25 protein-coding genes are annotated in these 25,100 nt (G+C 62.2%); 7 read left to right on the top strand and 18 right to left on the bottom strand.

The window, feature by feature from the left end:
* Nucleotides 1-252: 252 nt before the first annotated feature.
* Together aspA and EL255_RS03255 are read left to right on the top strand one after the other, a co-directional pair.
* Nucleotides 253-1,695: an aspartate ammonia-lyase gene (gene aspA / locus EL255_RS03260; RefSeq protein WP_042652163.1), complete on the top strand. Its 1,443-nt coding sequence runs from the start codon at nucleotides 253-255 to the stop codon at nucleotides 1,693-1,695.
* 129 nt (nucleotides 1,696-1,824) lie between these two features.
* A complete protein-coding gene (locus tag EL255_RS03255) occupies nucleotides 1,825-3,144 on the top strand; it encodes an anaerobic C4-dicarboxylate transporter (protein WP_042652162.1) in 1,320 nt (439 codons plus the stop codon).
* A gap of 137 nt (nucleotides 3,145-3,281) precedes the next feature.
* Here EL255_RS03255 and gshA read toward each other — a convergent pair whose 3' ends face one another.
* From gshA to EL255_RS03235, 4 genes are read right to left on the bottom strand one after another with little or no spacing between them, the layout of a single operon-like run.
* The gene (gene gshA / locus EL255_RS03250; RefSeq protein ID WP_042652161.1) at nucleotides 3,282-4,880 is read right to left on the bottom strand and encodes a glutamate--cysteine ligase; all 1,599 of its coding nucleotides are present in this window, start codon (nucleotides 4,878-4,880) and stop codon (nucleotides 3,282-3,284) included.
* 58 nt (nucleotides 4,881-4,938) lie between these two features.
* Nucleotides 4,939-7,752 (bottom strand): M16 family metallopeptidase, encoded by a 2,814-nt coding sequence (locus EL255_RS03245; RefSeq protein ID WP_042652160.1) that lies wholly within the window; start codon nucleotides 7,750-7,752, stop codon nucleotides 4,939-4,941.
* A gap of 27 nt (nucleotides 7,753-7,779) precedes the next feature.
* Complete coding sequence (locus tag EL255_RS03240; RefSeq protein ID WP_042652159.1) at nucleotides 7,780-8,217, bottom strand: YqaA family protein; 438 nt, start codon at nucleotides 8,215-8,217, stop codon at nucleotides 7,780-7,782.
* Nucleotides 8,214-9,179, bottom strand: coding sequence for an NADP-dependent oxidoreductase (locus EL255_RS03235; RefSeq protein ID WP_042652158.1), 966 nt, complete (start codon nucleotides 9,177-9,179; stop codon nucleotides 8,214-8,216). The genes EL255_RS03240 and EL255_RS03235 overlap by 4 nt, the downstream gene beginning before the upstream one ends.
* Nucleotides 9,180-9,244: 65 nt before the next feature.
* Between EL255_RS03235 and EL255_RS03230 the strand changes: the two genes are divergently transcribed.
* The gene (locus tag EL255_RS03230) at nucleotides 9,245-9,403 is read left to right on the top strand and encodes a hypothetical protein (protein WP_170175991.1); all 159 of its coding nucleotides are present in this window, start codon (nucleotides 9,245-9,247) and stop codon (nucleotides 9,401-9,403) included.
* 49 nt (nucleotides 9,404-9,452) lie between these two features.
* Here the strand turns inward: EL255_RS03230 and EL255_RS03225 are convergent, their stop codons facing one another.
* Nucleotides 9,453-10,445, bottom strand: coding sequence for a hypothetical protein (locus tag EL255_RS03225; protein WP_042652157.1), 993 nt, complete (start codon nucleotides 10,443-10,445; stop codon nucleotides 9,453-9,455).
* Nucleotides 10,446-10,697: 252 nt separating this feature from the next.
* Here EL255_RS03225 and EL255_RS03220 point away from each other — a divergent pair, with 252 nt between their 5' ends.
* Nucleotides 10,698-11,054, top strand: a complete 357-nt coding sequence (locus tag EL255_RS03220; protein ID WP_042652156.1) for a hypothetical protein — start codon at nucleotides 10,698-10,700, stop codon at nucleotides 11,052-11,054.
* Between the two features lie 35 nt (nucleotides 11,055-11,089).
* On the opposite strand, the gene EL255_RS03215 is transcribed toward EL255_RS03220, so the two are convergent.
* From EL255_RS03215 to rpsF, 4 genes are all read right to left on the bottom strand, one after another.
* On the bottom strand, nucleotides 11,090-11,833 hold the full coding sequence (locus EL255_RS03215; RefSeq protein WP_042652155.1) for a ferredoxin--NADP reductase: 744 nt from the start codon (nucleotides 11,831-11,833) through the stop codon (nucleotides 11,090-11,092).
* A 112-nt stretch (nucleotides 11,834-11,945) separates the two neighbouring features.
* Nucleotides 11,946-12,392 carry a 50S ribosomal protein L9 gene (gene rplI, locus EL255_RS03210; RefSeq protein WP_042011812.1) on the bottom strand — a complete coding sequence of 149 codons (447 nt, stop codon included), beginning with the start codon at nucleotides 12,390-12,392 and terminating at the stop codon, nucleotides 11,946-11,948.
* A 49-nt stretch (nucleotides 12,393-12,441) separates the two neighbouring features.
* Entirely contained in the window at nucleotides 12,442-12,672 is a 231-nt protein-coding gene (rpsR, locus tag EL255_RS03205) for a 30S ribosomal protein S18 (protein WP_005313392.1), read from the bottom strand.
* A 32-nt stretch (nucleotides 12,673-12,704) separates the two neighbouring features.
* On the bottom strand, nucleotides 12,705-13,091 hold the full coding sequence (rpsF, locus tag EL255_RS03200; protein ID WP_042652154.1) for a 30S ribosomal protein S6: 387 nt from the start codon (nucleotides 13,089-13,091) through the stop codon (nucleotides 12,705-12,707).
* A gap of 235 nt (nucleotides 13,092-13,326) precedes the next feature.
* Between rpsF and EL255_RS03195 the strand changes: the two genes are divergently transcribed.
* Both EL255_RS03195 and EL255_RS03190 read left to right on the top strand, forming a co-directional pair.
* On the top strand, nucleotides 13,327-14,550 hold the full coding sequence (locus EL255_RS03195; RefSeq protein WP_042652153.1) for an Nramp family divalent metal transporter: 1,224 nt from the start codon (nucleotides 13,327-13,329) through the stop codon (nucleotides 14,548-14,550).
* 109 nt (nucleotides 14,551-14,659) lie between these two features.
* Nucleotides 14,660-15,508, top strand: a complete 849-nt coding sequence (locus EL255_RS03190; RefSeq protein ID WP_042652152.1) for an alanyl-tRNA editing protein — start codon at nucleotides 14,660-14,662, stop codon at nucleotides 15,506-15,508.
* A 38-nt stretch (nucleotides 15,509-15,546) separates the two neighbouring features.
* On the opposite strand, the gene EL255_RS03185 is transcribed toward EL255_RS03190, so the two are convergent.
* The 5 genes from EL255_RS03185 to rnr all read right to left on the bottom strand — a co-directional run bounded on the left by EL255_RS03185 (nucleotide 15,547) and on the right by rnr (nucleotide 20,689).
* On the bottom strand, nucleotides 15,547-16,383 hold the full coding sequence (locus tag EL255_RS03185; protein WP_042652151.1) for a DMT family transporter: 837 nt from the start codon (nucleotides 16,381-16,383) through the stop codon (nucleotides 15,547-15,549).
* Between the two features lie 104 nt (nucleotides 16,384-16,487).
* Nucleotides 16,488-16,943, bottom strand: coding sequence for a GNAT family N-acetyltransferase (locus tag EL255_RS03180; RefSeq protein WP_042652150.1), 456 nt, complete (start codon nucleotides 16,941-16,943; stop codon nucleotides 16,488-16,490).
* Between the two features lie 56 nt (nucleotides 16,944-16,999).
* Nucleotides 17,000-17,566: a Crp/Fnr family transcriptional regulator gene (locus EL255_RS03175; RefSeq protein ID WP_042652149.1), complete on the bottom strand. Its 567-nt coding sequence runs from the start codon at nucleotides 17,564-17,566 to the stop codon at nucleotides 17,000-17,002.
* A gap of 10 nt (nucleotides 17,567-17,576) precedes the next feature.
* On the bottom strand, nucleotides 17,577-18,326 hold the full coding sequence (gene rlmB, locus EL255_RS03170) for a 23S rRNA (guanosine(2251)-2'-O)-methyltransferase RlmB (protein ID WP_042652148.1): 750 nt from the start codon (nucleotides 18,324-18,326) through the stop codon (nucleotides 17,577-17,579).
* Complete coding sequence (rnr, locus tag EL255_RS03165; RefSeq protein ID WP_042652147.1) at nucleotides 18,323-20,689, bottom strand: ribonuclease R; 2,367 nt, start codon at nucleotides 20,687-20,689, stop codon at nucleotides 18,323-18,325. Before rnr ends, rlmB begins: the two co-directional genes overlap by 4 nt.
* Nucleotides 20,690-20,822: 133 nt before the next feature.
* Between rnr and EL255_RS03160 the strand changes: the two genes are divergently transcribed.
* Nucleotides 20,823-21,845: a GGDEF domain-containing protein gene (locus tag EL255_RS03160; RefSeq protein ID WP_042652146.1), complete on the top strand. Its 1,023-nt coding sequence runs from the start codon at nucleotides 20,823-20,825 to the stop codon at nucleotides 21,843-21,845.
* 62 nt (nucleotides 21,846-21,907) lie between these two features.
* On the opposite strand, the gene luxS is transcribed toward EL255_RS03160, so the two are convergent.
* The 4 genes from luxS to EL255_RS03140 are packed head-to-tail and all read right to left on the bottom strand — an operon-like array spanning nucleotide 21,908 to nucleotide 25,057.
* On the bottom strand, nucleotides 21,908-22,417 hold the full coding sequence (gene luxS, locus EL255_RS03155) for an S-ribosylhomocysteine lyase (protein ID WP_042652145.1): 510 nt from the start codon (nucleotides 22,415-22,417) through the stop codon (nucleotides 21,908-21,910).
* Nucleotides 22,418-22,434: 17 nt separating this feature from the next.
* Nucleotides 22,435-23,034 (bottom strand): transglycosylase SLT domain-containing protein, encoded by a 600-nt coding sequence (locus EL255_RS03150; RefSeq protein WP_331854934.1) that lies wholly within the window; start codon nucleotides 23,032-23,034, stop codon nucleotides 22,435-22,437.
* A 52-nt stretch (nucleotides 23,035-23,086) separates the two neighbouring features.
* The gene (glnB, locus tag EL255_RS03145) at nucleotides 23,087-23,425 is read right to left on the bottom strand and encodes a nitrogen regulatory protein P-II (protein ID WP_005308848.1); all 339 of its coding nucleotides are present in this window, start codon (nucleotides 23,423-23,425) and stop codon (nucleotides 23,087-23,089) included.
* Nucleotides 23,426-23,434: 9 nt separating this feature from the next.
* On the bottom strand, nucleotides 23,435-25,057 hold the full coding sequence (locus EL255_RS03140) for an NAD+ synthase (RefSeq protein WP_042652143.1): 1,623 nt from the start codon (nucleotides 25,055-25,057) through the stop codon (nucleotides 23,435-23,437).
* Nucleotides 25,058-25,100 lie beyond the last annotated feature (43 nt).

Genomic DNA, 25,100 nt, shown 5'->3' with positions numbered 1-25,100 from the left:
TCAAAGTAAATAGCTCAATTGCAATATCTGTTTAATGACCACAAGATCTTTGGGGCTGCCTCAAATTTAGTGATCCAGGTCTAATATCAGATACCTCAATTGAGGTAATATCTACCGCAGTAATTGCACAGGGAGCAACAGGCTCCCAACTGCCCCACTCGATGTGTGGTGCTTCAGGATGAATCGTGCGTAAGGAAGTCGCGACCACTCGGTGAGGATTGTTTCCATTTATCTGATTTCTGAGGCATTACAATGAGTGACATCAAGAACGTCCGCATTGAAGAAGACCTGCTGGGCACCAAAGAAGTTTCCAACGATCTCTATTACGGTGTGCATACCCTGCGCGCAGTCGAGAACTTCAAGATCAGCACTCAGAAGATTTCTGACGTTCCAGAATTTGTCCGTGGCATGGTGTTAACCAAGAAGGCCGCCGCCCTGGCCAACGGTGAACTCGGCACCATCCGTCCCGAAATCGCCGACAAGATTATCGAAGCCTGCGATCTGATGCTGAACACCGGCAAATGCTTCGACCAGTTCCCGGTCGACGTTTATCAAGGCGGCGCCGGTACCTCCGTCAACATGAACACCAACGAAGTGCTGGCCAACATCGCCCTCGAGCTGATGGGGCTGGAGAAAGGGCGTTACGACGTCATCAACCCGAACGACCACGTCAACAAGTGCCAATCCACCAACGACGCCTACCCGACCGGCTTCCGCGTTGCCGTGGTGAACAGCACCGACACCACCCTGTTTGCCCTCGAAGCGCTGATCGCCGCCTTCGATGACAAGGCCAAAGAGTTCAAGAGCATCCTCAAGATGGGCCGTACCCAGCTGCAGGATGCGGTACCCATGACCCTGGGTCAAGAATTCCACGCCTTCGCCGTCACCCTGCGCGAAGAGATCAAGTCCATCAAACGTTGCCAGGAGCTGCTGCTGGAAGTGAACCTGGGCGCGACCGCCATCGGTACCGGCCTGAACACTCCGCCCGAGTACTCCGCTCTGGCCATCAAGCGCCTGGCCGAGATCACCGGTCGCGCCTATGTGCCAGCTGAAGATCTGATCGAAGCGACCTCCGACTGTGGCGCCTACGTGATGCTGCACGGCGCTATCAAGCGCATGGCGATGAAGATGTCCAAGATCTGTAACGATCTGCGTCTGCTCTCCTCCGGCCCGCGTACCGCCCTCAAAGAGATCAACCTGCCGGAAATGCAGGCAGGCTCCTCCATCATGCCGGCCAAGGTCAACCCGGTCATCCCGGAAGTGGTCAACCAGTCCTGCTTCAAGGTATTCGGTAATGACGTCACCATCACCTTCGCCGCCGAAGCCGGTCAGCTGCAGCTGAACGTGATGGAGCCGGTGATTGGTCAGGCCATGTTCGAATCCCTGAGCCTGATGGAAAAAGCCTGTATCTCCCTGCGCGAGAAGTGTGTCGAAGGCATCACCGCCAACCCGGAAATCTGCATGAACCACGTGCTGAACTCCATCGGCATCGTGACCTACCTGAACCCCTTCATCGGTCACCATGAGGGTGACATCGTCGGCAAGATCTGTGCCCAGACCGGCAAGAACGTCCGTGAGGTCGTGCTGGAACGCGGCCTGCTGACCGCCGAACAGCTGGACGAGATCCTCTCCATCGAGAACCTGATGAACCCGCAATACAAGGCCAAGCGCTACACCCGCGAAGCCACCGTATAAGGGTATCGATGGGCCGGGATCACTCCCGGCCCATAGAGTCAGTTCCCGATTGGCCTCCCCCAGCCCTATCGGGAATTGGCTTTTCTGCCACAAAAAACCTAAAAAAAACTGGAAATTGGAGTGTTCGCTATGATTGGAATCGAGTTACTTGTCGTGCTCGCCGCTATCTATCTGGGAGCCCGGATAGGCAGCATCGGCATCGGCTTTGCCGGTGGTTTGGGGGTACTGGTGCTGACCTGGGGTCTGGGCATGCCCATCCCGAGCGATCAGCTGGTTGCCTATCTCCCTTGGGACGTGATCATGATCATCGCGTCCGTCATCTGCGCCATCGCCTGTATGCAACTGGCTGGCGGGATGGACTACCTGGTCTCTTTGGCCGAGAAGGCGCTGCGCAAGAACCCCAAATACATCACCTTCGCCGCTCCGGTCGTCACCTACCTGATGACCATGCTGGCCGGTACCGGTCACACCGCCTTCTCCACCCTGCCGGTGATCGCCGAGGTGGCCAAGGAGCAGGGCATTCGCCCCTCCCGCCCACTCTCCATCGCGGTCGTCGCCTCCCAGATCGCCATCACCGCCTCGCCCATCTCGGCCGCCGTGGTTGCCTTCTCCGGCATGCTTGAACCGCTCGGGGTCGACTACCTGACCCTGCTGGCCATCTGTATCCCGTCCAGCTTCCTCGCCTGTATCCTGGGTGCCTTCGTGGCCAACATGCTGGGCAAGCCGCTGGACCAGGACGAAGTCTACCTGGAGCGCAAGGCCAAGGGCCTGATCAAGCTGCGCGGTACCAGCAAGGTTGAACTCAAGCCTTACGCCAAGCTGTCCGTCGGTATCTTCATCGCCGCCATCGTCGCCGTCATGGCCTATGCCACCGCCATCTCCGGCAACGTGGGCCTGATCGCCAATCCGCCGATCCCCCGTGACGGTGCCATCATGGGCATCATGCTCTCCGCCGCCACCCTGATGGTGCTGTTCTGCAAACTGGACGCCGCCCAGATCACCAACATGCCGACCTTCAAGTCCGGTATGTCCGCCTGTATCTGTGTGCTGGGTGTGGCCTGGTTGGGTAACGTCTTCGTGAAGGGCAACATGGTCGAGATCCAGGCCTTCGCCGGCGATCTGCTGAGCCAATACAGCTGGCTGCTGGCCGTGGTGCTGTTCTTCTCCTCCATGCTGCTCTATTCACAGGGTGCCACCACCAAGGCCCTGATGCCGGCCGCCCTGGCGCTGGGTGTCAGCCCGCTGGCTGCCATCGCCTCCTTCGCCGCCGTGAGCGCGCTGTTCGTGCTGCCCACCTACCCGACCCTGCTGGCGGCGGTAGAGATGGATGACACCGGCTCGACCCGGATCGGCAAGGCGGTGTTCAACCACCCCTTCTTCATCCCGGGTGTGGCCACCATCGCCATGGCAGTCGCCCTTGGCTTCTTCTTCGGCGGCATCATCCTCTAACCGGGAGTGCCAACGACAGAGTGCAAAAACGGCCCGCTGGGCCGTTTTTTTATGCCGTGAAACCAACCCGCCGGGCCCCTTTCGGCCAACAAAAAGCCGCTCTCTGGAGCGGCTTTTGACTGTCGGGGGGCAGACCCTCAGCTGGTCGTCTGCCGGGTACCGAAGTAATCGGCGAGGAACTCGTCGAACGACAGGCTGTCACCGCGCTCCCGCTCCCGCTGCTTGGCCAGGGACTCGCGTGCCTCGCCCGCGAAGTAGGCCTGATCCCAGTACTGCAACTCACCGCTCAGCATCTCCTCCCGGTAGCGGCTCGCCAGCTCGTCACCGAAGCAGCCGTTGTCCTGGCCGCTCTCCAGCAGCTGCTTGAGCAGGCGGGCGGAATAGGTCAGCTCAGGGTTGAGCAGCTTCTCGCGGTGCATGGCCAGCGTCTCGCGATAGCGGTTGCGGCCACAGCAGCGATCCAGCAGATCGGCGACCTGATCCAGCTCGTCGAACAGCTGGAGGCCGTACTCCCTGAGGCCGATGGGGTTGCCCTGCTCGTCTTCCAGCTCGAGGCCGGGACGACGCCCCTCCAGCACCACCTTGTTCTGGTTGCGGCGATTGCGGGCAATCTCCTCGTCGGTCAGCACCGGGGACGGGCGCAGCAGGCACCAGACCAGGAACAGATCGAAGAAGCGGATCTGATCCACATCGATGCCGAACGGGGTGAAGGGGTTCACGTCCACGGTGCGCAGCTCGATGTATTCGATGCCGCGCTGCTCCAGCGCGTCGGACGGCTTCTCGCCGCTGCGCGGGGTGCGCTTGGGACGGATCGGCGCATACAGCTCGTTCTCCAGCTGCAGCACGTTGTCGTTGAGCTGGCGGTATTCGCCGTTGACCTTGACCCCGATCTTGGCGAACTCGGGATCATGGGTGCTGATGGCACGGCGCAGGCTGGCCACATAGGCCGGCAGGTTGTCGTGGCTGATATTGAGCATGCTCTGGGAGCTGCTGGTGTAGCCGAGATCGGACAACCGCAGCGCGGTGGCATAGGGCAGATAGAGGGTGCCCTTGCCAGTCTTCTGGAACGGCAGGTTGCTCTTGCGCCCCTTGAGGAAGGAGTCGCAGATGGCCGGCGAGGCGCCGAACAGATAGGGCACCAGCCAGCCGAAGCGGTAGACGTTGCGAATAAGCCCCATGTATTTGTCGGAGATGAAACGCTGGCTGCAGCAGCCCTCACCCACCAGATCCTGCCATTCGCACCAGAAGCTGTCCGGCATGGAGAAGTTGAAGTGCACCCCGGCGATCACCTGCATCAGGCTGCCGTAGCGGTTCTTCAGCCCCTGTCGGTAGAGGGTCTTCATCCGGCCTATGTTGGAACTGCCGTACTGGGCCAGGCGGATGCTCTCCTCATCGCCGATGAAGCAGGGCATGGAGAGCGGCCAGATCCGCTCATCACCGAGGTGATGAATGGTATGACGGTGGATATCGCCGAGCTGCTCGATCAGGCTCTCGATGGAGTCGGTGGCCGGGGTGATGAACTCCAGCAGGCTCTCGGAGTAGTCGGTGGTGATGTTGGCGTGGGTCAGCGCCGAGCCCAGGCTCCTGGGGTGATCGGTCTGGGAGAGGGCGCCTTCCGGGGTGATGCGCAGGCATTCACGTTCGATCCCGCGCCGGATCCCCTTGAGGGCGGTCACCCGTTCCGGCGAACCCAGGGCAGTCAACAACTCGGTGAGCGACAAGCTAGTAGTAGTCATATTCACGGCTCATGTATGGCCGCCCCACACGGGGCGGCGCTCATTTTGTGAAGCGCCCTCAGGGCAGCTGCAGCGGATAGATGGGAAGATGAAGCTCCGACAGGGGTTTTTCAAGCTTTTGCTTGTCTCCCACCACCACAATCACCATCTCGGCCGGATCCAGCCAGCGGGCCGCGCTGGCCTTGAGTGCCTCAGGCGACACCGTTTTGATCAGCTGACCCTGGGCCAGCACATAGTCCGGCTTCAGGTCATACATGATCATCTGCAGCAGGAACATCGCCTTCTGCGCCAGGGTTTCGTAGGAGAGCGCATCCTGCTGGGAGACTGCGCTGCGCATGTAGGCCAGCTCCACCGGGGTCGGGCCGCTCTTGCGGTAGCCGTCCATCTCCTTCAGGAACTGGCGGATGGCATCCACGGTCGCGTCGGTCCGCACGTTGGCACCGGTGGCGAAGACACCCGCCTCGCGGTTGGCGGAGAAGCCCGAGCTGGCACCATAGGTGTAGCCCTTGTCTTCCCGCAGGTTGAGGTTGATGCGGCTGTTGAAGTTGCCCCCCAGATTGAAGTTCATCAGGCTGGCGACGAAGAAGTCCCCCGTGGTGTCAAACGGCATGGCACGACGGCCGATGCGGATCACCGACTGGGGCGCCCCCGGCTTGTCCACCAGATAGATGCCCGGCTTGGCCTGCTCGCCCTTGAGCTTGAGATCGCCGAGGGCAGGAGTGGTCCCCTTCCACTGGGTCAGGAAGCCAAGCTGCTCCTCGATCTGCTGCTGGGTCACATCTCCGGTCACCACCACCCTGGCGTTGGTCGGATTGTAGTAGTCCTGATAGAAGCGCTTCACGTCCGCCAGGGTCAGCTTCTCGACGTCCTTCAGCACCCCCTCGGTCGGTTGACCGAGCCGGTTCTGTTTGCCGTACACCAGCTCGCGGAACGCCTGGCCCGCCAGCCACTCCGGCTGCTGCTCGCTCTGCTTCATGCCTTGCAGCATCTGCGCCTTGAGCCGCTCGAAGTCCGCCTCCCGCATCCCGGGTCGCATCAAGACCTCGCGCACCAGATCCAGGGTCTGCGGCAACTTGTCGGTCAGGCTGCTGATGGTGATGAGGTTGTTGTACTGGGCGGTCGAGACGCTGATGCTGGCGCCGAGTTTTTGCAACTCGTCGCTGAGCTCGGCCTCGGTCAGCCGTACCGTTCCCTGCCCCAGCATGGCGGCGGTGAGGCTGGCCAACCCCAGTTCTCCCTTGCCCTCGGCTCTCATGCCACCCGGCAGGGCGATCATGATGGAGACGGCCGGGATCTCGTCACTCTGGGTACCGATGATCTCGATGCCCTTGTCCAGCTTGCCGTGCCAGGTGGTCGGCACCTTGACGCTGACCGCCTCGCTCGCCTTGGGCTCCACGCTGCGATCGAAGCTGTCCTTGACCGGGCGCAGCGCCAGCGGCTCGCCGTGCTGGCTGTAATCCGGCAACTCCCGCTTGGCGGGGGAGAAGTTCGGCGTGCCCGCCTGCCAATCCGTCTTGCCCTTGGGCACCACGCTCAGCACCACGGCGGGTTTGCCCGCGATGAACTTGTCATAGGCGGCCTTGACCTGCTGCGCGTTCACCTGGCTGATGGCGTCCAGGTTCTTGAACACATAGTTCGGATCCTGGGTCAGCACCTGGCCCAGGGCGAGCTGGCTCACCTTGCCCTCTATGCTGTCCAGCCCCCAGATGGCCTCGGCGCGATAGCTGCTGATGGCCTTCTCGAGATCCTCGGGCTTGAGGCCGCGGCTGGCAAAGTCGCCGATCACCTTGTCCACCTCGCCTTTCAGCGTCTTGAGGCTGCCGTCCTGGGCCGGGTTCGGATAGGCGTAGACCGTCAGGGTACAGGCCAGTTCCTCACAGGAGTGGGTGGCGCCCACCTCGATGGCCTTGCCGGTCTTGACCAGCGACTGGTAGAGCATGGAGCTGGCGGAGCCGCCGAGCACGTCGGCAAAGATGTCCAGTGCCGGCTCCTGGGGATCCCCGAGCGCCACCGTCGGATAGCTGATGTAGAGCAGCGGCAGGTGCACCTTGTCTTCCAGGGTGACATAGCGGGTCTCGGGCAGGGTCACCGGCTCCGGGGTCGGCTCGGCCACGTCCGGGCCACGGGGGATGCTGCCGAAGTACTTCTCGATCCAGGCCAGCGCCTGCTGGGTGTCGAAGTCGCCCCCCAGGGTCAGGGTGGCGTTGTTCGGCCCATACCAGCGCAGGAAGAACTGCTTGAGATCCTCCACCCCGACCCGATCCAGATCCTCCACGTAGCCGATGGGCTGCCAGGAGTAGGGATGAGTGCGCGGATAGAGCGCCTCGCCCGCCTTCTCGCCCACCAGGCCATAGGGCTGGTTGTCGATGCGCTGGGCGCGCTCGTTCTTGACGGTGGCGCGCTGGATCTCGAACTTCTTCTGGCTCACCGCATCGAGCAGGAAGCCCATGCGGTCCGCCTCCAGCCACAGCACCTTCTCCAGCTGGTTGGCCGGCACGGTTTCGTAATAGTTGGTGCGATCCTTGTTGGTGGTGCCGTTCATCTCGCCACCGGCCTCGTTGATGATCCGCATGTGCTCCTGATCGCCGACGTGCTTGGAGCCCTGGAACATCATGTGCTCGAAGAAGTGGGCGAAGCCGGACTTGCCCACGGTCTCGCGGGAGGAGCCCACGTGATAGGTCACGTTGAGGTGCACCAGGGGATCGGACTTGTCGGGGGCCAGGATCACGGTCAGGCCGTTATCCAGCTTGTACATCTGGTAGGGGATGCCGAGCTTGCCCTCCTGCTTGACCTGTTCCGATACCAGGGTCGGGGCTGCCAGCACCGGCAGGGCCAAGCCAAGAAGAATGCTTAATGGAATGAGTTTGTTCACGGTTACCTCGTGAGTGAAGAGAAGCGGCTAGAAGACCTGTTTGGCCAACAGAAAAACCAGGGCATAGCGCACCAATTTGCCCAGCCCGATCAGAATGAGAGAGCGCCAGAATGAGAGACGCAGCCAGCCGGCCAGCAGACAGAGACCGTCACCGACCACCGGCGTCCAGGCCAGCAGCAGGCACCAGTGGCCATGTTGTTTGAGCCAACCTAGCGCCTTTTGTTCCCCACGGCCTTGAAAATCTTCCGGTTTTTTCTTGTATGTGGCAAGCCAGCCGAGCCACCAGGTGGTCATGGAACCCAGAGTATTGCCGAGGGTGGCCCACAGCAGCAGGCTGGTCATGCTCCACTGTCCCTGGTTTGCCATGACCCCCAGCAGCACTTCCGAGCTGCCGGGCAACAGGGTCGCCGAGGTGAAGGCGCTGAGAAACAGCCAGCTCAACCCGGCTTCCAGCGTCTCCATCATCCAGGATAGCGCCCGGCGGCGGGCATCCGCAGCACCAGCTTGCCCCGGGTGTGGCCGCCCTCGAGGGCCTGGTGCGCCAGCGCCCCCTCCGCCAACTCGAACTCGCCGGCCAGGGTGATGTGGGCATCGCCCTGACGCAGCAGGATCAGCATCTGGGCCAGCTGCTTGCTGTCGGGATGTACCAGCATGCCGCTCACCGCGATCCCCAGGGCGGCGCCGGCATCCTTGATCGACTGCGCCGTGATGGTCGGCACCGTCACCAGGCGGCCACCCTCGGCGACGCAGGCGAGCGCCGCCTTGCCACTCTCGCCGCCCATCAGATCCAGTACCAGATCGACGCGGCCAACCTGCGCAACCCAGTCCGCATCGTGATAATCCACCATCTTGCTGGCCCCGATCCCATGCAAGAAGCCGTGATTTTCCTTGCTGGCCGTCACCACCACCTCGGCGCCATAGGCGCTGGCGAACTGCACCGCCAGGTGCCCCACCCCGCCGGCGGCGGCCAGGATCAGCACCCGCTGCCCCGCCTTGAGAGCGCCGTGCTCGAACAGCCCCTGCCAGGCGGTGAGCCCGGCCAGCGGCAGGGCCGCCCCCTGCTTGAGGCTGACGCCGTCAAGCTGGACCAGTTCCCCCTCGCTAACCACTATGCTCTCGGCATAGCCGCCGCCCGCCAGCGGGAAACCGACCATGCCGCACACCCTGTCCCCCTCCGCCAGGGTGCTGACGCCCGGGCCGACCTTCTCTACCACCCCCGCCACGTCATAACCCGGCGTCCAGGGCAGCTTGTCCTTGTTCTGGGCCGCCGCCCAGCCCAGACCGGCCCGGGTCTTGGCATCGATAGGATTGACCCCGGCATAACAGATGCGCACCCTAACCTCCCCCTCGGCGGGAACCTTGTCGAGCGAAGGGTTGAGCTTAAGTACCGAGGGGTCGCCGAATGCGGTAATCTGTAGCTGCGTCATTGCACAATCCATCCTGTTGATTGATCAAGGATCCACAGAATAACAGCGAGGACACCATGGCTCGAATGTTTCTTATTCCTCTGTTGCTGGCGCTGGGGTGGTGGGCCTTGTTGCTCTACTTCCGCATCCCGCTCAAACAGGGGGCCAAGGGGTTTTACTGGATCATCGGCATCGGTGGTGGCCTGGCCGCCTTCTTCAGCCTGATGATGGTGCTGACGCACTAGCCTTCAGCACGCCCAGCAACGAGAAGGCCACCCTGGGGTGGCCTCGCGCTCAACTGGCTGGTGCATTGAGATGGTAATGACGGTTGCTGCCCTGCCCCAACACCCCCTGGGCCAGCAGATGCTGGAACACCCTGTCCACCTCCTCCAGCGGCATGGCCAGCACCTCGGCCACCCGGCGCTTGCTGCACTTGAGCTCACCGCTCTCCAGCGCGACCCGTACCCGTTCCACCAGGGCGGGGGCCGGGGCCGGTTTGTCGACCGCCACAGGCTCGACGGGGGATGCTGCCACAGCCTCGGCGTGCTCGCGCTGCCGTTGCCACAGCCACTGGCGGCGGAAGCGGTTCTCCTCCCCGATCAGGCTGACGAAGAAGGCACCGAACGCATCCAACAGCACAGATAGGAAGCAGACCAGCAGGAACTGCACCTGGCTGATGCTCATGCCCACCCCGTCCGCCAGGCTGCTCATCAGCCCCAGCATGGAGGATTGCTCGTTGAGCGGCTTGGCATCCCGCTCCTGGCGCAGATCGTCCTGCTTCAGCCTGAGCTTGGTGTTGGCCTGCTGCAAGCCACTGACGCCGCTGGAGATGCGCGCCATCTCTATGTACTTGCGAGCCGCCTCCTCGTTGAGCTGGATCTGCCGCTCTATGCTGGCGATCTGCTCGTCGAAGCGGGCAATTTCCCGCTCGTGGCGCGCCTGCTGGCTCAGTATGGTGTTGGTGGCGCTGTTGATGCCGCCTATGCTGCCACCGATGGAGATGGCCGCCAGCACGCTGTAGAACAGCAGCGACCAGAAGGCGCCACCGAGATCCCGCCGGGCCTTGCACTCACCGTATTCGTACCAGACGTAAAACTTGCCCAGTTCGAAGATGATGGCCAGCCCGCCGAACAGCCACTTCATCAGCGGGTTGTCGTCGATGGAGAGAAACAGCAGCAGGGAGAAGACGATGGAGGCCAGAATGGCCAACCCGGTAAAACTGTAAACCGTGGTCAGTGCGAACCACCCCTTGGGGTAGCGCAGCGCGGCGGTGGCCTGTGTAGTCATGATGAAGAGGATGTGGTGCCGAGGAAAAGTTGGCTGCCGATTATAGTCGCCCAGGCCACAGAATGAAGATTAATCACTTGAATTCCTTCATATCCTCATCTAGGTGAATAGAACGCGACCGAATTGGGCAAATTGCCGCCCCAGGGAGCCACGGCTCGGCATAATCCATGGCTGGTGCTTTTATACTAAGTTCCGCCGAGGTTAAGCTAAAAGACATACACTGATGAATATTTCCCCGTTATCGAGACCATTATGAACAAAACTACCACACTGCTGATCTCTCTGTTCCTGGCTCAGGGTACGGCCATCGCCGCCCCCAAGAATTACGACAACGACGACATCAAGATCTCGACCGACAACGTGCGGGTCAATCTGGATTGGGATGACAGGGAATATGGCTGGTGGCAGAACAACTGCCTGAACATCAGCAGCGACCGGGTCAAGATCGACTGTGACAAGATGGACAGCAAGTACCGTGACCATTACAACCGCAGCGTCCACAGCGGCAACAACCCGGGCAAGGGCCACGACAAGGACGACTGGGACAATGGCGGCAGCGTGAAATACAAAGAAAAAGACAAGGGCAATGGGAAAGGCAAAAACAAATAACGATTCAGGGGCCCATGGCCCCTGAATGCTGTCCGCTACCAGTAATTTTCCGCGCTGATATTGCCGGGGGCCCGCCGCAGGTTCTTGGCCAACCCCAGCTCAATCAAGGTCTGCTGGGTCTCCTTCACCATGGCGGGATTGCCGCATATCATCACCTGGCTGTGTACCGCAGAGAATTCGAGCCCGACCCGCGCCTGCAGGCGCCCCTCGCCGATGGCCGCCGGGATCCGGCCGGCCATGGCACCGGGCCACTCCTCGCGGCTGACGAAGGGAACGTAGTGAAAGCGCGGCCCGTGCCGCTCGACAAAGCTCTCGATAAGCGACCGATAACTCAGCTCCTCCCCCTTCCTCACTCCGTGTACCAGCACCAGATTGTCGAAGCGCTCGAAGGCCTCGCCGTCCGCCAGCATGGCCAGGAAGGGACCGATGGCGGTGCCGGTGGAGAGCAGCCAGAGATCGCGCCCGGCGGGCAGTTCATCCAGGGTCAGGAAGCCGGTCGCCTGGGATTGGACCAGCACCGAGTCCCCCGCCTGCAACGAGCCGAGGGACGGCGTCAGCTCACCCTCCGGGATCTCGACCAGATAGAATTCGTGATAGGGGGCAGAGGGGGGATTGACGAAGGAGTAGGCCCGCTGGATGCGGCGCTCACCCTGCTGCAGGGCCAGCTTGGTAAATTGCCCCGCCTTGTAGGGGGCGAGCTCCGCCTCCACACGCAGGGAAAACAGGGTGGGGGTCCACTCGATGCGCTCGAGTACCCGACCTTCGACCCAGGCAGCCATAAGGATCTCCTCCAGAGGAACAGAACCCTACTCTACCCCTTGATCCCCTCTTGATTCAAAAAGAAAAAAACCCGCGCATGTGCGCGGGTTTTTTCTGCAAAGCGAATCGCTATTACAGAGCAACAACCTGGATCTGTACGGTTGCCTTGACGTCAGCGTGCAGCTGAACAACAACTTCGTACTCGCCGGTGTTACGCAGAACGTTGCCCATGCGGACCTCGCTCTTGGCAACAGCAACGCCGGCAGCAGTGATGGCGTCAGCCACGTCACGGGTACCGATGGAACCGAACAGCTTACCTTCGTCGCCAGACTTGGAGGCGATGACAACGGCAGCCAGTTCACCCAGCTTGGCAGCGCGCTCTTCAGCGGCAGCTTTACCGGCAGCCAGTTTGGCTTCCAGTTCAGCACGGCGAGCATCGAAGGTCTCGATGTTGGCCTTGGTAGCCATAACGGCTTTGCCTTGCGGGATCAGATAGTTACGGGCGTAGCCAGCTTTAACAGCGACTTGATCACCCAGACCGCCCAGTTTGGCGATTTTGTCGAGCAGGATAACTTGCATTACCTTTCCTCTATAAATGTGGAGTTAGGCTTAAGTGCCGGACCGATTCTTACTTGTTGTGCAGATCGGTGTACGGCAGCAGAGCCAGGTAACGAGCACGCTTGATGGCGCGTGCCAGCTGACGCTGATACTTGGCGCGGGTACCGGTGATACGGCTCGGTACGATCTTGCCAGATTCAGTGACGTAGTTTTTCAGAGTAACGATATCTTTGTAGTCGATCTCGGTAACGTTCTCGGCGGTGAAGCGGCAGAACTTACGACGACGGAAATAACGTGCCATGGCCTTTATCCTCTAATGCGTTGATCTAAGAATTACTCTTCGGAAGACGCTTCAACAGCATCTTCGCGGCGCTCGTCGTCACGACGGACGAAGCGCTCTTCCTTGGCCTTGGCCATAGGAGAAACTTCAGTCACGGCGTGCTTGGTGCGCATGATCATGTTGCGGATAACGGCATCGTTGAAGCGGAAGTTGGTTTCCAGTTCGTCGATAACGGCCTGCTCTGCTTCTACGTTCATCAGAACATAGTGAGCCTTGTGCAGCTTGTCGATCGGGTAAGCCAGTTGACGACGGCCCCAATCTTCCATGCGATGAATGGTACCACCAGCGGTGGTGATAGCGCCGGTGTAACGCTCGATCATGCCAGGTACTTGCTCGCTCTGGTCCGGATGAACCATGAAGACGATTTCGTAATGACGCATTTTAGCTCCTTACGGATTAATTCAGCCTCCGCCCAGGTGCAGCCAAACCTCGGAGGCAAGGAACATAGTGGTGTTTAGACACTGCTTTCTAGGGCGGCGTATTGTACGAAATCGCCTCTCTCACTGCAACTGGCGTCGATAGATGTTTTTATCGATGAGCCTGATGCAAAACTTCAATTGATAACAATTATCATTTAGATCTATTCTATCCTCATATCCTATGGAGGATGACAGTATGCAACCCGCCCTGAGCACGGCCATCCCGGCCCGAAAATTCAAGCTGACCCTGCTGGGGCCCGCCTTTATCGCCGCCATCGGCTATATAGACCCGGGCAACTTCGCCACCAATATCCAGGCGGGTTCCACCTTTGGTTATCAACTGCTGTGGGTGGTGGTGTGGGCCAACCTGATGGCCATGCTGGTGCAGACCCTCTCCGCCAAGCTCGGCATAGTCACCGGCAAGAACCTCGCGGAACACATCCGGGACAAGTTACCCAGACCCGCGGTCTGGGCTTACTGGGTGCAGGCGGAGATCATCGCCATGGCCACGGATCTCGCCGAGTTCATCGGCGCCGCCGTGGGCTTCAAGCTGCTGCTCGGCGTCACCCTGCTGGAGGGGGCCTGCATCACCGCCGTGGTCACCTGGGCCATCCTGATGCTGCAGTCTCGCGGCCAGAAGCCGCTGGAGTTCGTGGTGGGCGGCCTGCTGCTGTTCGTGGCCGCCGCTTACATCGTCGAGCTGGTCTTCTCCCGCCCCCATCTGCCGAGCCTGCTGGAGGGCGCGCTCTTCCCCGGGCTGCCCAACGGCGATGCCGTCTATCTGGCCGCAGGCGTGCTGGGGGCGACCGTGATGCCCCACGTCATCTATCTGCATTCGGCGCTGACCCAGCACACCCAGGACAGGGGCACGGTCCCCCAGCGGCTGCACAGCACCCGGGTGGACGTCGCCATCGCCATGACCATCGCCGGCTTCGTCAACCTGGCCATGATGGCCATGGCCGCCGCGGCCTTTCACGGGGTGGGCGACCAGCCCGTGGCCGAGCTGGAGTCCGCCTACCAGACGCTCACGCCCTTGTTGGGACAGGCGGCCGCCACCCTGTTCGGCCTCTCCCTGGTCGCGTCCGGCATCTCCTCCACCGTGGTGGGAACCCTGGCCGGACAGGTGGTGATGCAGGGTTTCGTACGCTTCACCATCCCACTCTGGTTGCGTCGGGCCATCACCATGGCCCCCGCCTTCGTGGTGATCGCCATGGGGCTCAACACCACGGATATCCTGGTGCTGAGCCAGGTGATCCTGAGCTTCGGCATAGCGCTGGCGCTGATCCCGCTGCTGATGCTGACCGGCGATCGCGCCCTCATGGGCCAGCATCGCAATCACCCGGTGACTCAGGCGCTGGGGCGACTCATCGTCGCCCTGGTGATCGGCCTCAATGCCTATCTGCTGGTCTCCATGCTCTGACCCCGTCGGCAATATACTGACAGGCTCATTAACCCAGATTAATGAGCCTGTCTTCGCTTTGGCGTATGCTGCGGCTCTCTCTATCATTCGCAACGCGCGGGAGCCATCCATGGAACATAGCCGAGCCAGCTTCGTGCTGGGCCATCACCAAGAGCAGGCCAGGGTAGTCTATTGCCAGGCCGGCGAGCCGACCCTGCTGGTCACCGACCTCAGCCCCTTCCATCCCCAGAGTCATCTCTGGCCCGATCAACCGGGCGATGTGGGCAGGGTTTGCTGGGATAGTGGCGAAGCCAGCGTGGGCCCCTGCCGCATGGGCGCCATCAGCCCGGACGGCGAGCTGTTCGTGGATCAGGATATACCGGTCAAACGGGGGGCCGAGGGCTGGGCCTTCGTGGTGGTGCATCCGCTGACGGGCAGGCATGAGCTGGCCGTGGAGACCCACGTCGAGTTGCAGGTAGATGCCGATGCCCGCCATACCCTGAGCCTGGGCCATAGCGGTTGCCATCTGGCGGCGCTGGCCCTCAACCGGGTGCTGACCCCTTACTGGCGCAAGGAGCCGAGCGAGCGGGATGCCCTCGGCCAGCCCGATTTTGACCGGCTCGCCATCCAGACCTCGCGGGTCGAGCCCAGAGGCTCGCAGGAGCTGTATCGCATCGGCAAGAGCCTGCGCAAGAAGGGGGTGATGGCGGCCGAGCTGCTGGCGGCCCTGCCCGCCATCGAGCAGGAGATCAACGCCCAGCTGGCCAGTTGGTTGGCGGAGGGTGGCGACATTCGCCGCTCCCGCGCCGGTGAGGCCATCATCGACTCCCGCTATTGGCACTGCACCCTGGAGGGAGCAGAGGTGACCATCCCCTGCGGTGGCACCCACGTCGACAGCCTGGCCGCGCTGGGCCGGGTCAGCGTGCAGCTGAGCCCCGCCGACGAAGGCTTCTGCCTGATCAGCCGGGTCACCCCTTAAGTCCACTCTCAGGCCGGGCGCCCCCGGCCTGACCCTCTTCAGCCGATCCGGATCAGCAGGATGCCGCACAGGATCACCAGCGCTGCCATCAGCCTGACCCGGCCCAGTTTCTCCCCCAGCCAGCACCAGGAGAGCAGCACCGCAAACAGCACGCTGCTCTCGCGCAGCGCCGCCACCAGCCCGATGGGCGCCTGGGTCATGGCCCAGATGACGATGCCGTAGGCCAGCAGTGACAAGGCGCCGCCGAGCGCGCCTGTATACCAGGCCGCGGCATCCAGATCCCGCCAGGCGGTGCGACTCTGCCAGCGCATCAGCAGCGGCATCACCAGCGCGGTCAGGGTGAACAGCCAGAGGGTGTAGCGCACCGGCGCGCCGGCCGAGCGGGCGCCCGCCCCATCGGAGAGGGTATAGGCGGCCGTGAACAACGCCGTGATCAGCACGGCACTCAGGGCCGCAGGCGCCAGCCTGATGCCACCGCGCCAGGCCATCAACAGCACCCCGCTCACCAGCACCAGGGCGCCCGCCACCGCCAGCCCCCCGGGGACCTCCCCCAACAGCAGCGCCCCCAGCGACAGGGTTAGCAGGGGTGCACTACCACGGGCCAGCGGATAGATCTGGCCGAACTCGCCGAGTCGGTAGGCCCGGCCGAGGAACAGGCAATAACCGCAGTGCAGCAGGATGGAGAGCGCCAGCCAGGGATATTCGGTGGCGGCCGGCCACCCCACCAGGGGCAGGAAGGGCGCGGCAAAGAGGCCGGAGCAGAGGGAGACCAGCAAGACGCTGACCCGCCCCTCGGCCTGGCGCTTGGCCAGCGCATTCCAGAGGGCGTGTAACAGGGCAGCCAGCAGGATGGCCGCAAAGAGGGTGGGGGTCACGACAACGTTCCAGTCAAGATGGGGGGCCGATCATATCCGTTTGTATCACGGCAGTGTGGGAGCCATCTCAAACTGGCGCCCTTGCCCGACATCCAGGCCCGGGCTCAGACCGCCGTTTTGCGCATGCCCATGTGGGGGATGTCGTCTTCGAGATAGCCCTCCCCCTCCGCCACGAAACCGTGCTGGCCGTAGAAGCCTTGCAGGTGTGCCTGGGCGCCGAGCCAGATGGAGTGACCCGGCCAGCCAGCCTCGCAGCCCCTGACGGCCTCCGCCAGCAACCGGTGACCCAGGCCGCCACCCCGCGACTGGGGCGAGGTGACCACCCGGCCGATGGCGCAGCCATGCTCGTCACCTATGCCAGGCGCCATGATCCGGCTATAGGCCGCCAGGTGCCGGCCCTCGTAGCCGAGCAGGTGCAGCACCCCTTCGCGGCGATCCAGCCCATCCAGATCCTGGAAAGGGCAAGTCTGCTCCACCACGAAGACTTCGGCCCGCAGGGCCAGCAGATCATACAGTTCGTCCGTGGTCAGCTCGGACCAAGCCTTGAGACTCCAGTTCATCGGCAACTCCTTATCGATTAGGCCCGCCAGCATAGGTGAGCGCAGCCAGACCGGCATTAACCTTTGTTAAGATCCTTCAGCCGTTTGCGAATGCGGCTGAGGCTGATGGGGCTGATGCCGAGATAGGCGGCGATCTGGTGATCCGGCACCCTGGCATCCAGGGCCGGGAAGCTCTGCAGGAAGTGCTGGTAGCGGGCCTGGGGGCTCTCGGTCAGCAGCAACAGCTCCTTCTCCTCCTTGATGCGCAGTTGCACCGCCAGCAGGTGCTGATACCAGGCGGGCCAGCAGTTGAGCTGGCGCAGATCGGCCAGGGCGAACAGCTGCAGCCGGCAGGGCTCCAGCGCCTCCACGCTGTAGCGGGCGGGCTCGCCACTGAGCAGGTGGTGGAAGTCGATAAACTCGTCCCCCTCCCAGTAGAACTCCTTGATGTACTCGCGCCCATCCGCCAGCACCACCTTGGCCCGCAGCAAGCCCTGCTCCACCCTGACCAGCAGATCCGGGCTGTCACCGGCGTGCCAGAGGCAGGCTCGGGGGGCGAGCGTCAAGGAGCGGGCAAAAGAGAGGAGGCGCGTGGCCTCCTGCTCATCTGTGACCCGATCCCGGCTGAACGGGGGTCTGTCCATCACCCTTGGCTCAGACGCGGCGCTGACGCACGGCTTCGAACAGGCAGACGCCCGCCGCCACCGAGACATTGAGGCTGGAGACAGCCCCGGCCATAGGGATGCTCACCAGCTCGTCGCAGTGCTCGCGCGTCAGGCGACGCATGCCCTTGCCCTCGGCGCCCATCACCAGCGCCATCGGGCCGGTCAGCTTGGCCTGATAGAGATCGTGATCCGCTTCGCCGGCGGTGCCGACCAGCCAGACACCGCGTTCCTGCAACTCGCGCAGGCTGCGGGCCAGGTTGGTGACCTGGATCAGCGGCACCACTTCGGCGGCGCCACAGGCGACCTTGCGCACCACCGAGGTCAGGCCGGTGGCCTTGTCCCGCGGCACTATGACCGCATGGACCCCGGCCGCGTCGGCGCTGCGCAGGCAGGCGCCGAGGTTGTGCGGATCCGTCACCCCGTCCAGCACCAGCAGGAAAGGCTGGGCTTGTCGCGAGGCCAGGCTGTCCAGCAGGCTGGCCAGATCGTGCTCGGCCAGCTTGGGCGCCTCTATCACCTTGGCCATGATGCCCTGGTGATTGTTGCCCTCGGCTTTATCATCGAGCGTCTTGCGGTTCACGCTCTGCACCTTGAGGCCGAGCGCTTCCAGCTCGTCCAGCAGGGGCTGCAACCTGTCGTCTTCACGGCCCTTGAGGGCCCACACCTCGATGAAGCGCTCCGGGGTGCGCTCCAGCAGCGCGGATACAGCGTGAATGCCGTAGATCAGTTCTGTACTCATTTAGTGCTCTTGGTCTTTTCGCGAGCCTTCTTGCTCGGTCGTCTGTTGCTGGGCTTGGCACGGCCACCCTTGTCGGATTTGCCGCTATCCTTGCTCTCTTTGCGTTTATCGTGACGCAGACCACCCTTGGCGGGCTTGCGCACTACCTCTTTGCCATCCTTGCCGGTGAGTGGCGCTTCCACCATCACGAAGTCGATCTTGCGATCGTCCAGGTTCACGCCCATCACCTTGACGCGTACCTTGTCACCCAGGCGGTAGCGACGGCGGAAGTTCTCGCCGATCAGCTGCATGTGCAGGGGATCAAACTGGTAGTAGTCGTTGGTGAGGGTGCTGACGTGCACCAGACCGTCGATGTGGATCTCCGCCAGACGGACGAAGAAACCGAAGCCGGTGACGCTGGCGATGACGCCATCAAACTCGTCACCCACGTGATCCAGCATGTACTCACACTTGAGCCAGTCGGCCACGTCGCGGGTCGCATCGTCGGCACGGCGCTCGGTCATGGAGCAATGCTCGCCCATGGGATCCACTTCTTCCAGCTGGTAGTGATAACCCCCGCTCGGGGTCCACTTATGGCGCAGGTTGCCCTGCTGCTCCTTGGCCGTCTGGTACTTGATGGCGCGGTGCAGGATGAGATCCGGATAGCGGCGGATCGGCGAGGTGAAGTGGGCGTAGGACTTCAGGGCCAGACCGAAGTGACCTATGTTGTCGGCCTGATAGACCGCCTGGCGCATGGAGCGCAGCAACATGGTGGAGAGCAGCTCGGCATCCGGACGCCCCTCAAACTTGGCGGCCAGCTCGGCGAAGTCCTTCGGCTCGGGCTCGAGACCCCCCTTGAGCTCCAGACCCAGTTCGGCCAGGAAGTCACGGAAACCGGTCAGGCGCTCTTCGCCCGGACGATCGTGCACCCGGAACAGGGCAAAGGCTTCGTTCTTCTCGATGTAACGGGCCGCGGCCACGTTCGCCTGGATCATGCACTCTTCGATGATCTTGTGGGCATCGTTGCGCACCAGCGGCACTATCTGGTCGATCTTGCGCTGGGCGTTGAAGATGAAGCGGGTCTCTTCGCTCTCGAATTCCACGGCGCCACGCTGGTGACGGGCGTGCTTGAGCGCCTTGTAGAGGTTGTTGAGCTCCTCGATGTGGCCCACCAGCGGCTCGTACTGCTGACGCAGCTTGGGCTCGCCATCCAGGATCGCCGCCACCTTGCTGTAGGTCATGCGCGCGTGGGAATTCATCACCGCTTCGTAGAACTTGTAACCGGACATGCGGCCGGCGGCGGAGATGGTCATCTCGCACACCATGCACAGCCGGTCGACCTGCGGGTTCAGGGAGCAGAGGCCGTTGGAGAGCACCTCCGGCAGCATGGGCACCACGAACTCGGGGAAATAGACGGAGTTGCCGCGCTGATAGGCTTCGGCATCCAGCGCCGTGCCGGGCTTCACGTAGGAGGAGACATCCGCGATGGCGACCCACAGGCGCCAGCCGCCACCGCGCTTGGCTTCACAGAAGACGGCGTCATCGAAGTCACGCGCATCTTCCCCGTCTATGGTGACCAGCGGCAGGGCACGCAGGTCGATACGACCCTCTTTGGCCTTCTCCGGCACCTGTTCGCCCAGACCTGCGACCTCTTTGGTCACCTCTTCCGGCCAGGTGTGCGGGATGCCGTGGGTACGCAGGGCGATCTCGATCTCCATGCCCGGCGCCATGTTCTCGCCCAGCACGTCCAGCACGGTACCGACCGAATTGATGCGGGAGGTGGCGCGCTGGGTGATGCGAACGACCACGACCTGGCTCTGGCGGGCACCCTTGTTCTCCCCTTCGGGGATGAGGATGTCCTGGCCGATGCGGCTGTCATCCGGCACCACGAAGCCGACCCCGTTCTCGACGAAGTAGCGGCCGACGATGTCCGCCTCGCGGGGCTTGAGCAGGCGCACCAGTCTGGCCTCCTGCCGGCCCTTGCGATCGATCTCGGTCGGCTGTACCAGCACGTAGTCGCCGTGCATCAGGCGCTGCATCTCACGGTTGTTCAGGAAGAGATCCGATCCACCACCCTCGGGGCGCAGAAAACCGAATCCATCTTTATGGCCGAGCACATAGCCTTTCACCAGATTCAGACGATCCGGCAGGGCGTAACATTGGTTCCTGGTGAACACGAGCTGCCCATCGCGCTCCATGGCGCGCAGACGACGGCGCAAGGCCTCCAGCGGCTCTTCTTCGGTCAGCTTGAGGGCCTTGGCCAACTCTTCCCGGGACATGGGTTTCTCATGGCCCTTGATGAGCTCCAGCAGCATCTCGCGGCTGGCGATGGGGTTTTCGTATTTTTCGGCCTCGCGTTGGAGGAAAGGATCTTTTTGAGACATAAGCAGGCCTTAGGGTAGGTAATAATGAAGACATTATATCGAAGGGGGGAGCTAATGGCATCCATCGACTGCCTTTTGGCCAATCTCTCTGTCATACTGGCCGCAGTTTGCAGGTATGTGAGACTCGGAACTCATGAGCAAGGACTCGTTCGCCCAATCTGCCGCCTATTTGAAACAGGCGGTCCCCCTGATGATCAAGTATCAGATTCCTACCACCCCGAACAATTACCACCTCTGGTACAACTACGTCTCCGGCGACATGCCCGAGCTGAACAGCGCCATCGATCAGGCGGTCAAGCTGCAGGGCACCTGCTCCCTCACCACCTGCGAGCGCCTCTACCATCAGCACCTCGCCAGCCAGGATGAGCAGCAGATGGAGGCCATGAAGCTCAATCTGGCCGCCATGGCCAACGAGCTGGGACACTCCATGCAGGATGCGCTGGTCGACACCGGCCAGTTCCAGGCGATGCTCGACAAGAGCTTCGACAGGCTGAGCCTCATCGATGACGAGGGGCTGAGCCTGGAAGACACCATGGGCATACTGCGTGAGCTGGTGCGCGAGTCGCGGGACGTGCGCATGTCCACCATGCACTTTCGCAGTCAGCTCAGCAGCGCCGAGAAGGAGATCAAGGAGCTGAAGGAGGCGCTGAGCGAAACCCGCAAGCTGGCCACCGAGGACGCCCTCACCAACCTGCTCAATCGCCGCGCCTTCGATCTGGAGATGGAGTGCCTGATCCGCACCCGTCAGCCGTTCTCGCTGATCCTGGTCGACATCGATCGTTTCAAGAGCTTCAACGACGAATATGGTCACCTGCTGGGGGATCAGGTGCTGCGCATCTTCGGCAAGCGGCTGCGGGAGGCCAGCAAGGAGGGGATCACCGCCTACCGACTCGGGGGGGAGGAGTTTGCGCTGCTGGCGCCACGCCGCTCCCTGGCGCTGACCCGGCAGATGGCGGAGAGCCTGCGCCGGGCCATCGAGAAGATGTCGATCCTGGATCGCAAGTCTGGCCGCCGCATCGATCACATCACCGCCTCGTTCGGGGTGGGTGAACACCAGGGGCAGGAGACGGGGGATGCCCTCGTCGAGCGCACCGACAAGCTGCTCTACAAGGCCAAGGAGCTCGGTCGCAACCGGGTGATGCCGCTCCCTTCCTGAGCCTGCGCGCAGCAAAAAGGCCGGTCATTGACCGGCCTTTTTCATCTCTGCAACCCAACGGCTCAGAGGCTCTTCAGCTTCTCTTCCGGCAGCGCCAGCTCGTCGTTATGGTTGACGCCGATGCCGCGCTCCAGCACGTGACGGGCGATGGCGTGCGCCTCTTCCAGCGAGTGCATGCTGTAGGTGCCGCACTGATATTCGTTCAGCTCGGGGATCTTGGCCTGATCCTGCACGGTCAGCACATCGCTCATGGCGGCCTGCCAGGCAGCGCCCACACGCGCCTCGTCCGGCGCGCCGATCAGGCTCATGTAGAAGCCGGTACGACAACCCATGGGGGAGATGTCGATAATCTCGACCCCGTTGCCGTTCAGGTGATCCCGCATGAAACCGGCAAACAGGTGCTCCAGGGTGTGGATGCCGCGTTCGGAGAGGATCTCCTGGTTCGGCACACAGAAGCGCAGATCGAACACCGTGATGGTGTCCTTGCTCGGGGTCTGCATGGTCTTGGCCACCCGCACGGCAGGGGCTTCCATACGGGTATGGTCGACGGTAAAACTGTCTAATAACGGCATTTCTGACTCCTGATTGGTTACGAGAACCAGCCCCCGCTGGGGAGCCGATCCTTGCATTGTCGGTACTGGGCGCCGTAGCGCTGGGCGCGGGCCTCTACCTTGCGGGAGACCTTCATCAGCCATCCCTTGCTGCGGAAGCTGCCACGCCGGTAGCCGCCCCAGCCTTCGTGATAGTTGAGATACTGGCCATAGGCATCCCACTTGGAGGTGCCATTCAGCCGCTGCGCCTTGCTAGTGTACCAGCCCATGAAATCGATGGCGTCGGCAAAGTCGTCTCTATTGCTCCAGCCGTTGCCACTTTCCCGCTGATAGTCATCCCAAGTCTCATCCTTCACCTGAGCATAGCCATAGGCCGAGCTGGCGCGCCCGGTCGGGATGAAGAGGAAATAGTCCATCGGTGGCCGGGCATCGTGTACGAAGGAGGACTCCTGATACATCATGGCCATCACCACGTGCACCGGTGTCCCCCAGCGCTCGCTCATCCGCAGCGCCGCCTTGTGCCAATCCGGCTTCTCGCTGAAGATCTGGCACAGGTTCTCCGGCTGGGCCGGTGGCTTGGAGCTACAGGCGGTCAGACCCATCAGCAGGCCAGCTACCACCATGAGACGCGTCCACATCAGCGGGATGGCATCTTGGTTCTCTTCATCGTTTCGAGGCTCATTCATCACATCAAATTGCGTCTTCGTTCTCTTCGCCGGTGCGGATACGAATGACCCGCTCCACTTCGCAGACAAAAATCTTGCCATCACCGATCTTGCCGGTGCGGGCGGTGTTCTGGATGGCTTCCAGGCAGGCATCGAGATCCTCGTCTTGCACCACCAGCTCGACCTTCACCTTCGGCAGGAAATCCACCATGTATTCGGCGCCGCGATAGAGCTCGGTGTGCCCCTTCTGGCGGCCGAAGCCCTTGACCTCTGAGACTGTCATGCCGTTGATGCCGATCTCGGCTAGGGCCTCGCGCACATCGTCCAGCTTGAACGGTTTGATGATGGCTTCAATCTTCTTCATGGTGACTCCTTACCAGTTCTGTTTGCCAAACCCGGAGGTGATGGGGTAACGGCGATCCTTACCAAAGTTGCGGGCCGTGATACGGGGCCCGACGGCGGCTTGGCGGCGCTTGTATTCGTTGAGATCCACCAGACGGATCACCTTGCGTACCACGGCTTCTTCAAAGCCCTCCGCCACCAGGTCGGCGACCGAGGCATCCTCTTCCACATAACGTTTGAGGATGGCATCCAGGATGTCATAGGGGGGCAAGCTGTCCTGATCCACCTGATCCGGAGCAAGCTCCGCCGAAGGGGGGCGATCGATGACCCGCTGCGGGATCACATAATCGACGCTGTTGCGATATTCACACAGTTTGAAGACCAGGGTCTTGGGCACGTCCTTGAGCACATCGAAGCCGCCCGCCATGTCACCGTAGAGGGTGGCATAACCGACCGCCATCTCGCTCTTGTTGCCTGTGGTCAGCACGATGCGGCGGCGTTTGTTGGAGAGTGCCATCAGCAAGACGCCACGGCAGCGGGCCTGCAGGTTCTCTTCGGTGGTGTCCCGCGCGGTGCCGACAAACAGCGGCGCCAGCTGGGTCATGAAACCTTCGAACATGGGCTCGATGGAAATGATGTCGAACTCGACCCCCATCCGCTCGGCCTGCTCCTTGGCATCCTCCACGCTCATCTGGGCGGTGTAGCGGAACGGCATCATCACCGCCTGCACCTTGTCCGCCCCTATGGCATCGGCGGCGATGGCCAGGGTCAGGGCGGAATCGATGCCGCCGGAGAGCCCCAGCACGGCGCCCAGGAAGCCGTTCTTGGTGACATAGTCGCGCACTGCCAACACCAGCGCCTGATAGACCTCGGCCAATGGCGCGAGGGAGGCGGCAGGCTCCTGTAGCTTCACCGGTTGACCGTTTTCGAACCGCACCAGCACCAGCTCTTCGGCAAAAGGCGCCAACTTGTGGGTCAGCTCGCCCTGGCTGCTGAACACCTTGGAGCAGCCGTCGAAGATCAGCTCGTCCTGGCCGCAGACCTGATTGAGGTAAACGAATGGCAGGCCGGTCTGATCGCAGCGCTCCGTCATCAACTCATTGCGGATCCAGGGCTTCTCCCTGTCATAGGGGGAGGCGTTGATGCTTAGCAGCAGCTCGGCGCCGGCCGCCTTGGCCGCCAGGGCCGGGCCCGGTTGCCACAGATCTTCACAGATGAGCAGCCCCAATTTGTGCTCTCTGAAAGCCACGACGCAGGTTTCAGTGCCTGCGGTGAAGTAGCGCTTCTCGTCAAACACCCCGTAGTTGGGCAGATCCTGCTTGAAGTAACGCGCCACCAGCTGGCCCCGCTCATAGAGGGAGGCCGCGTTATAGAGCGCCTCGCCTTCGCGCCAGGGATGCCCCACCAGGATGGCGCAATTGCCCTGCCAGGCCGCCACTCGGGCCAGTGCAGCCTCGACCCGGATCATCAGGTCGGCCCGCAGCAGCAGATCTTCCGGCGGGTAACCGGTCAATGCCAGCTCGGAGCACACCAGCAGATCGGCGCCTTGCTGATCCGCCTCTGCGGCCGCAGCCAGCACCTTGTCACAGTTATCTTCGATGGCGCCTACCGTCAGATTTAACTGGGCAAGCATCAGAGAGAGGGCTTTTGCCATGGCGATGCATCTTAAAACTCGAAAATGATGGGGAATGATAAAG

The organism is Aeromonas encheleia (assembly GCF_900637545.1).
Classification (GTDB): Bacteria; Pseudomonadota; Gammaproteobacteria; order Enterobacterales; family Aeromonadaceae; genus Aeromonas; species Aeromonas encheleia.
Note: the sequence above shows the minus strand (reverse complement) of the source record. Positions and strands in the feature narration are given on the sequence as shown.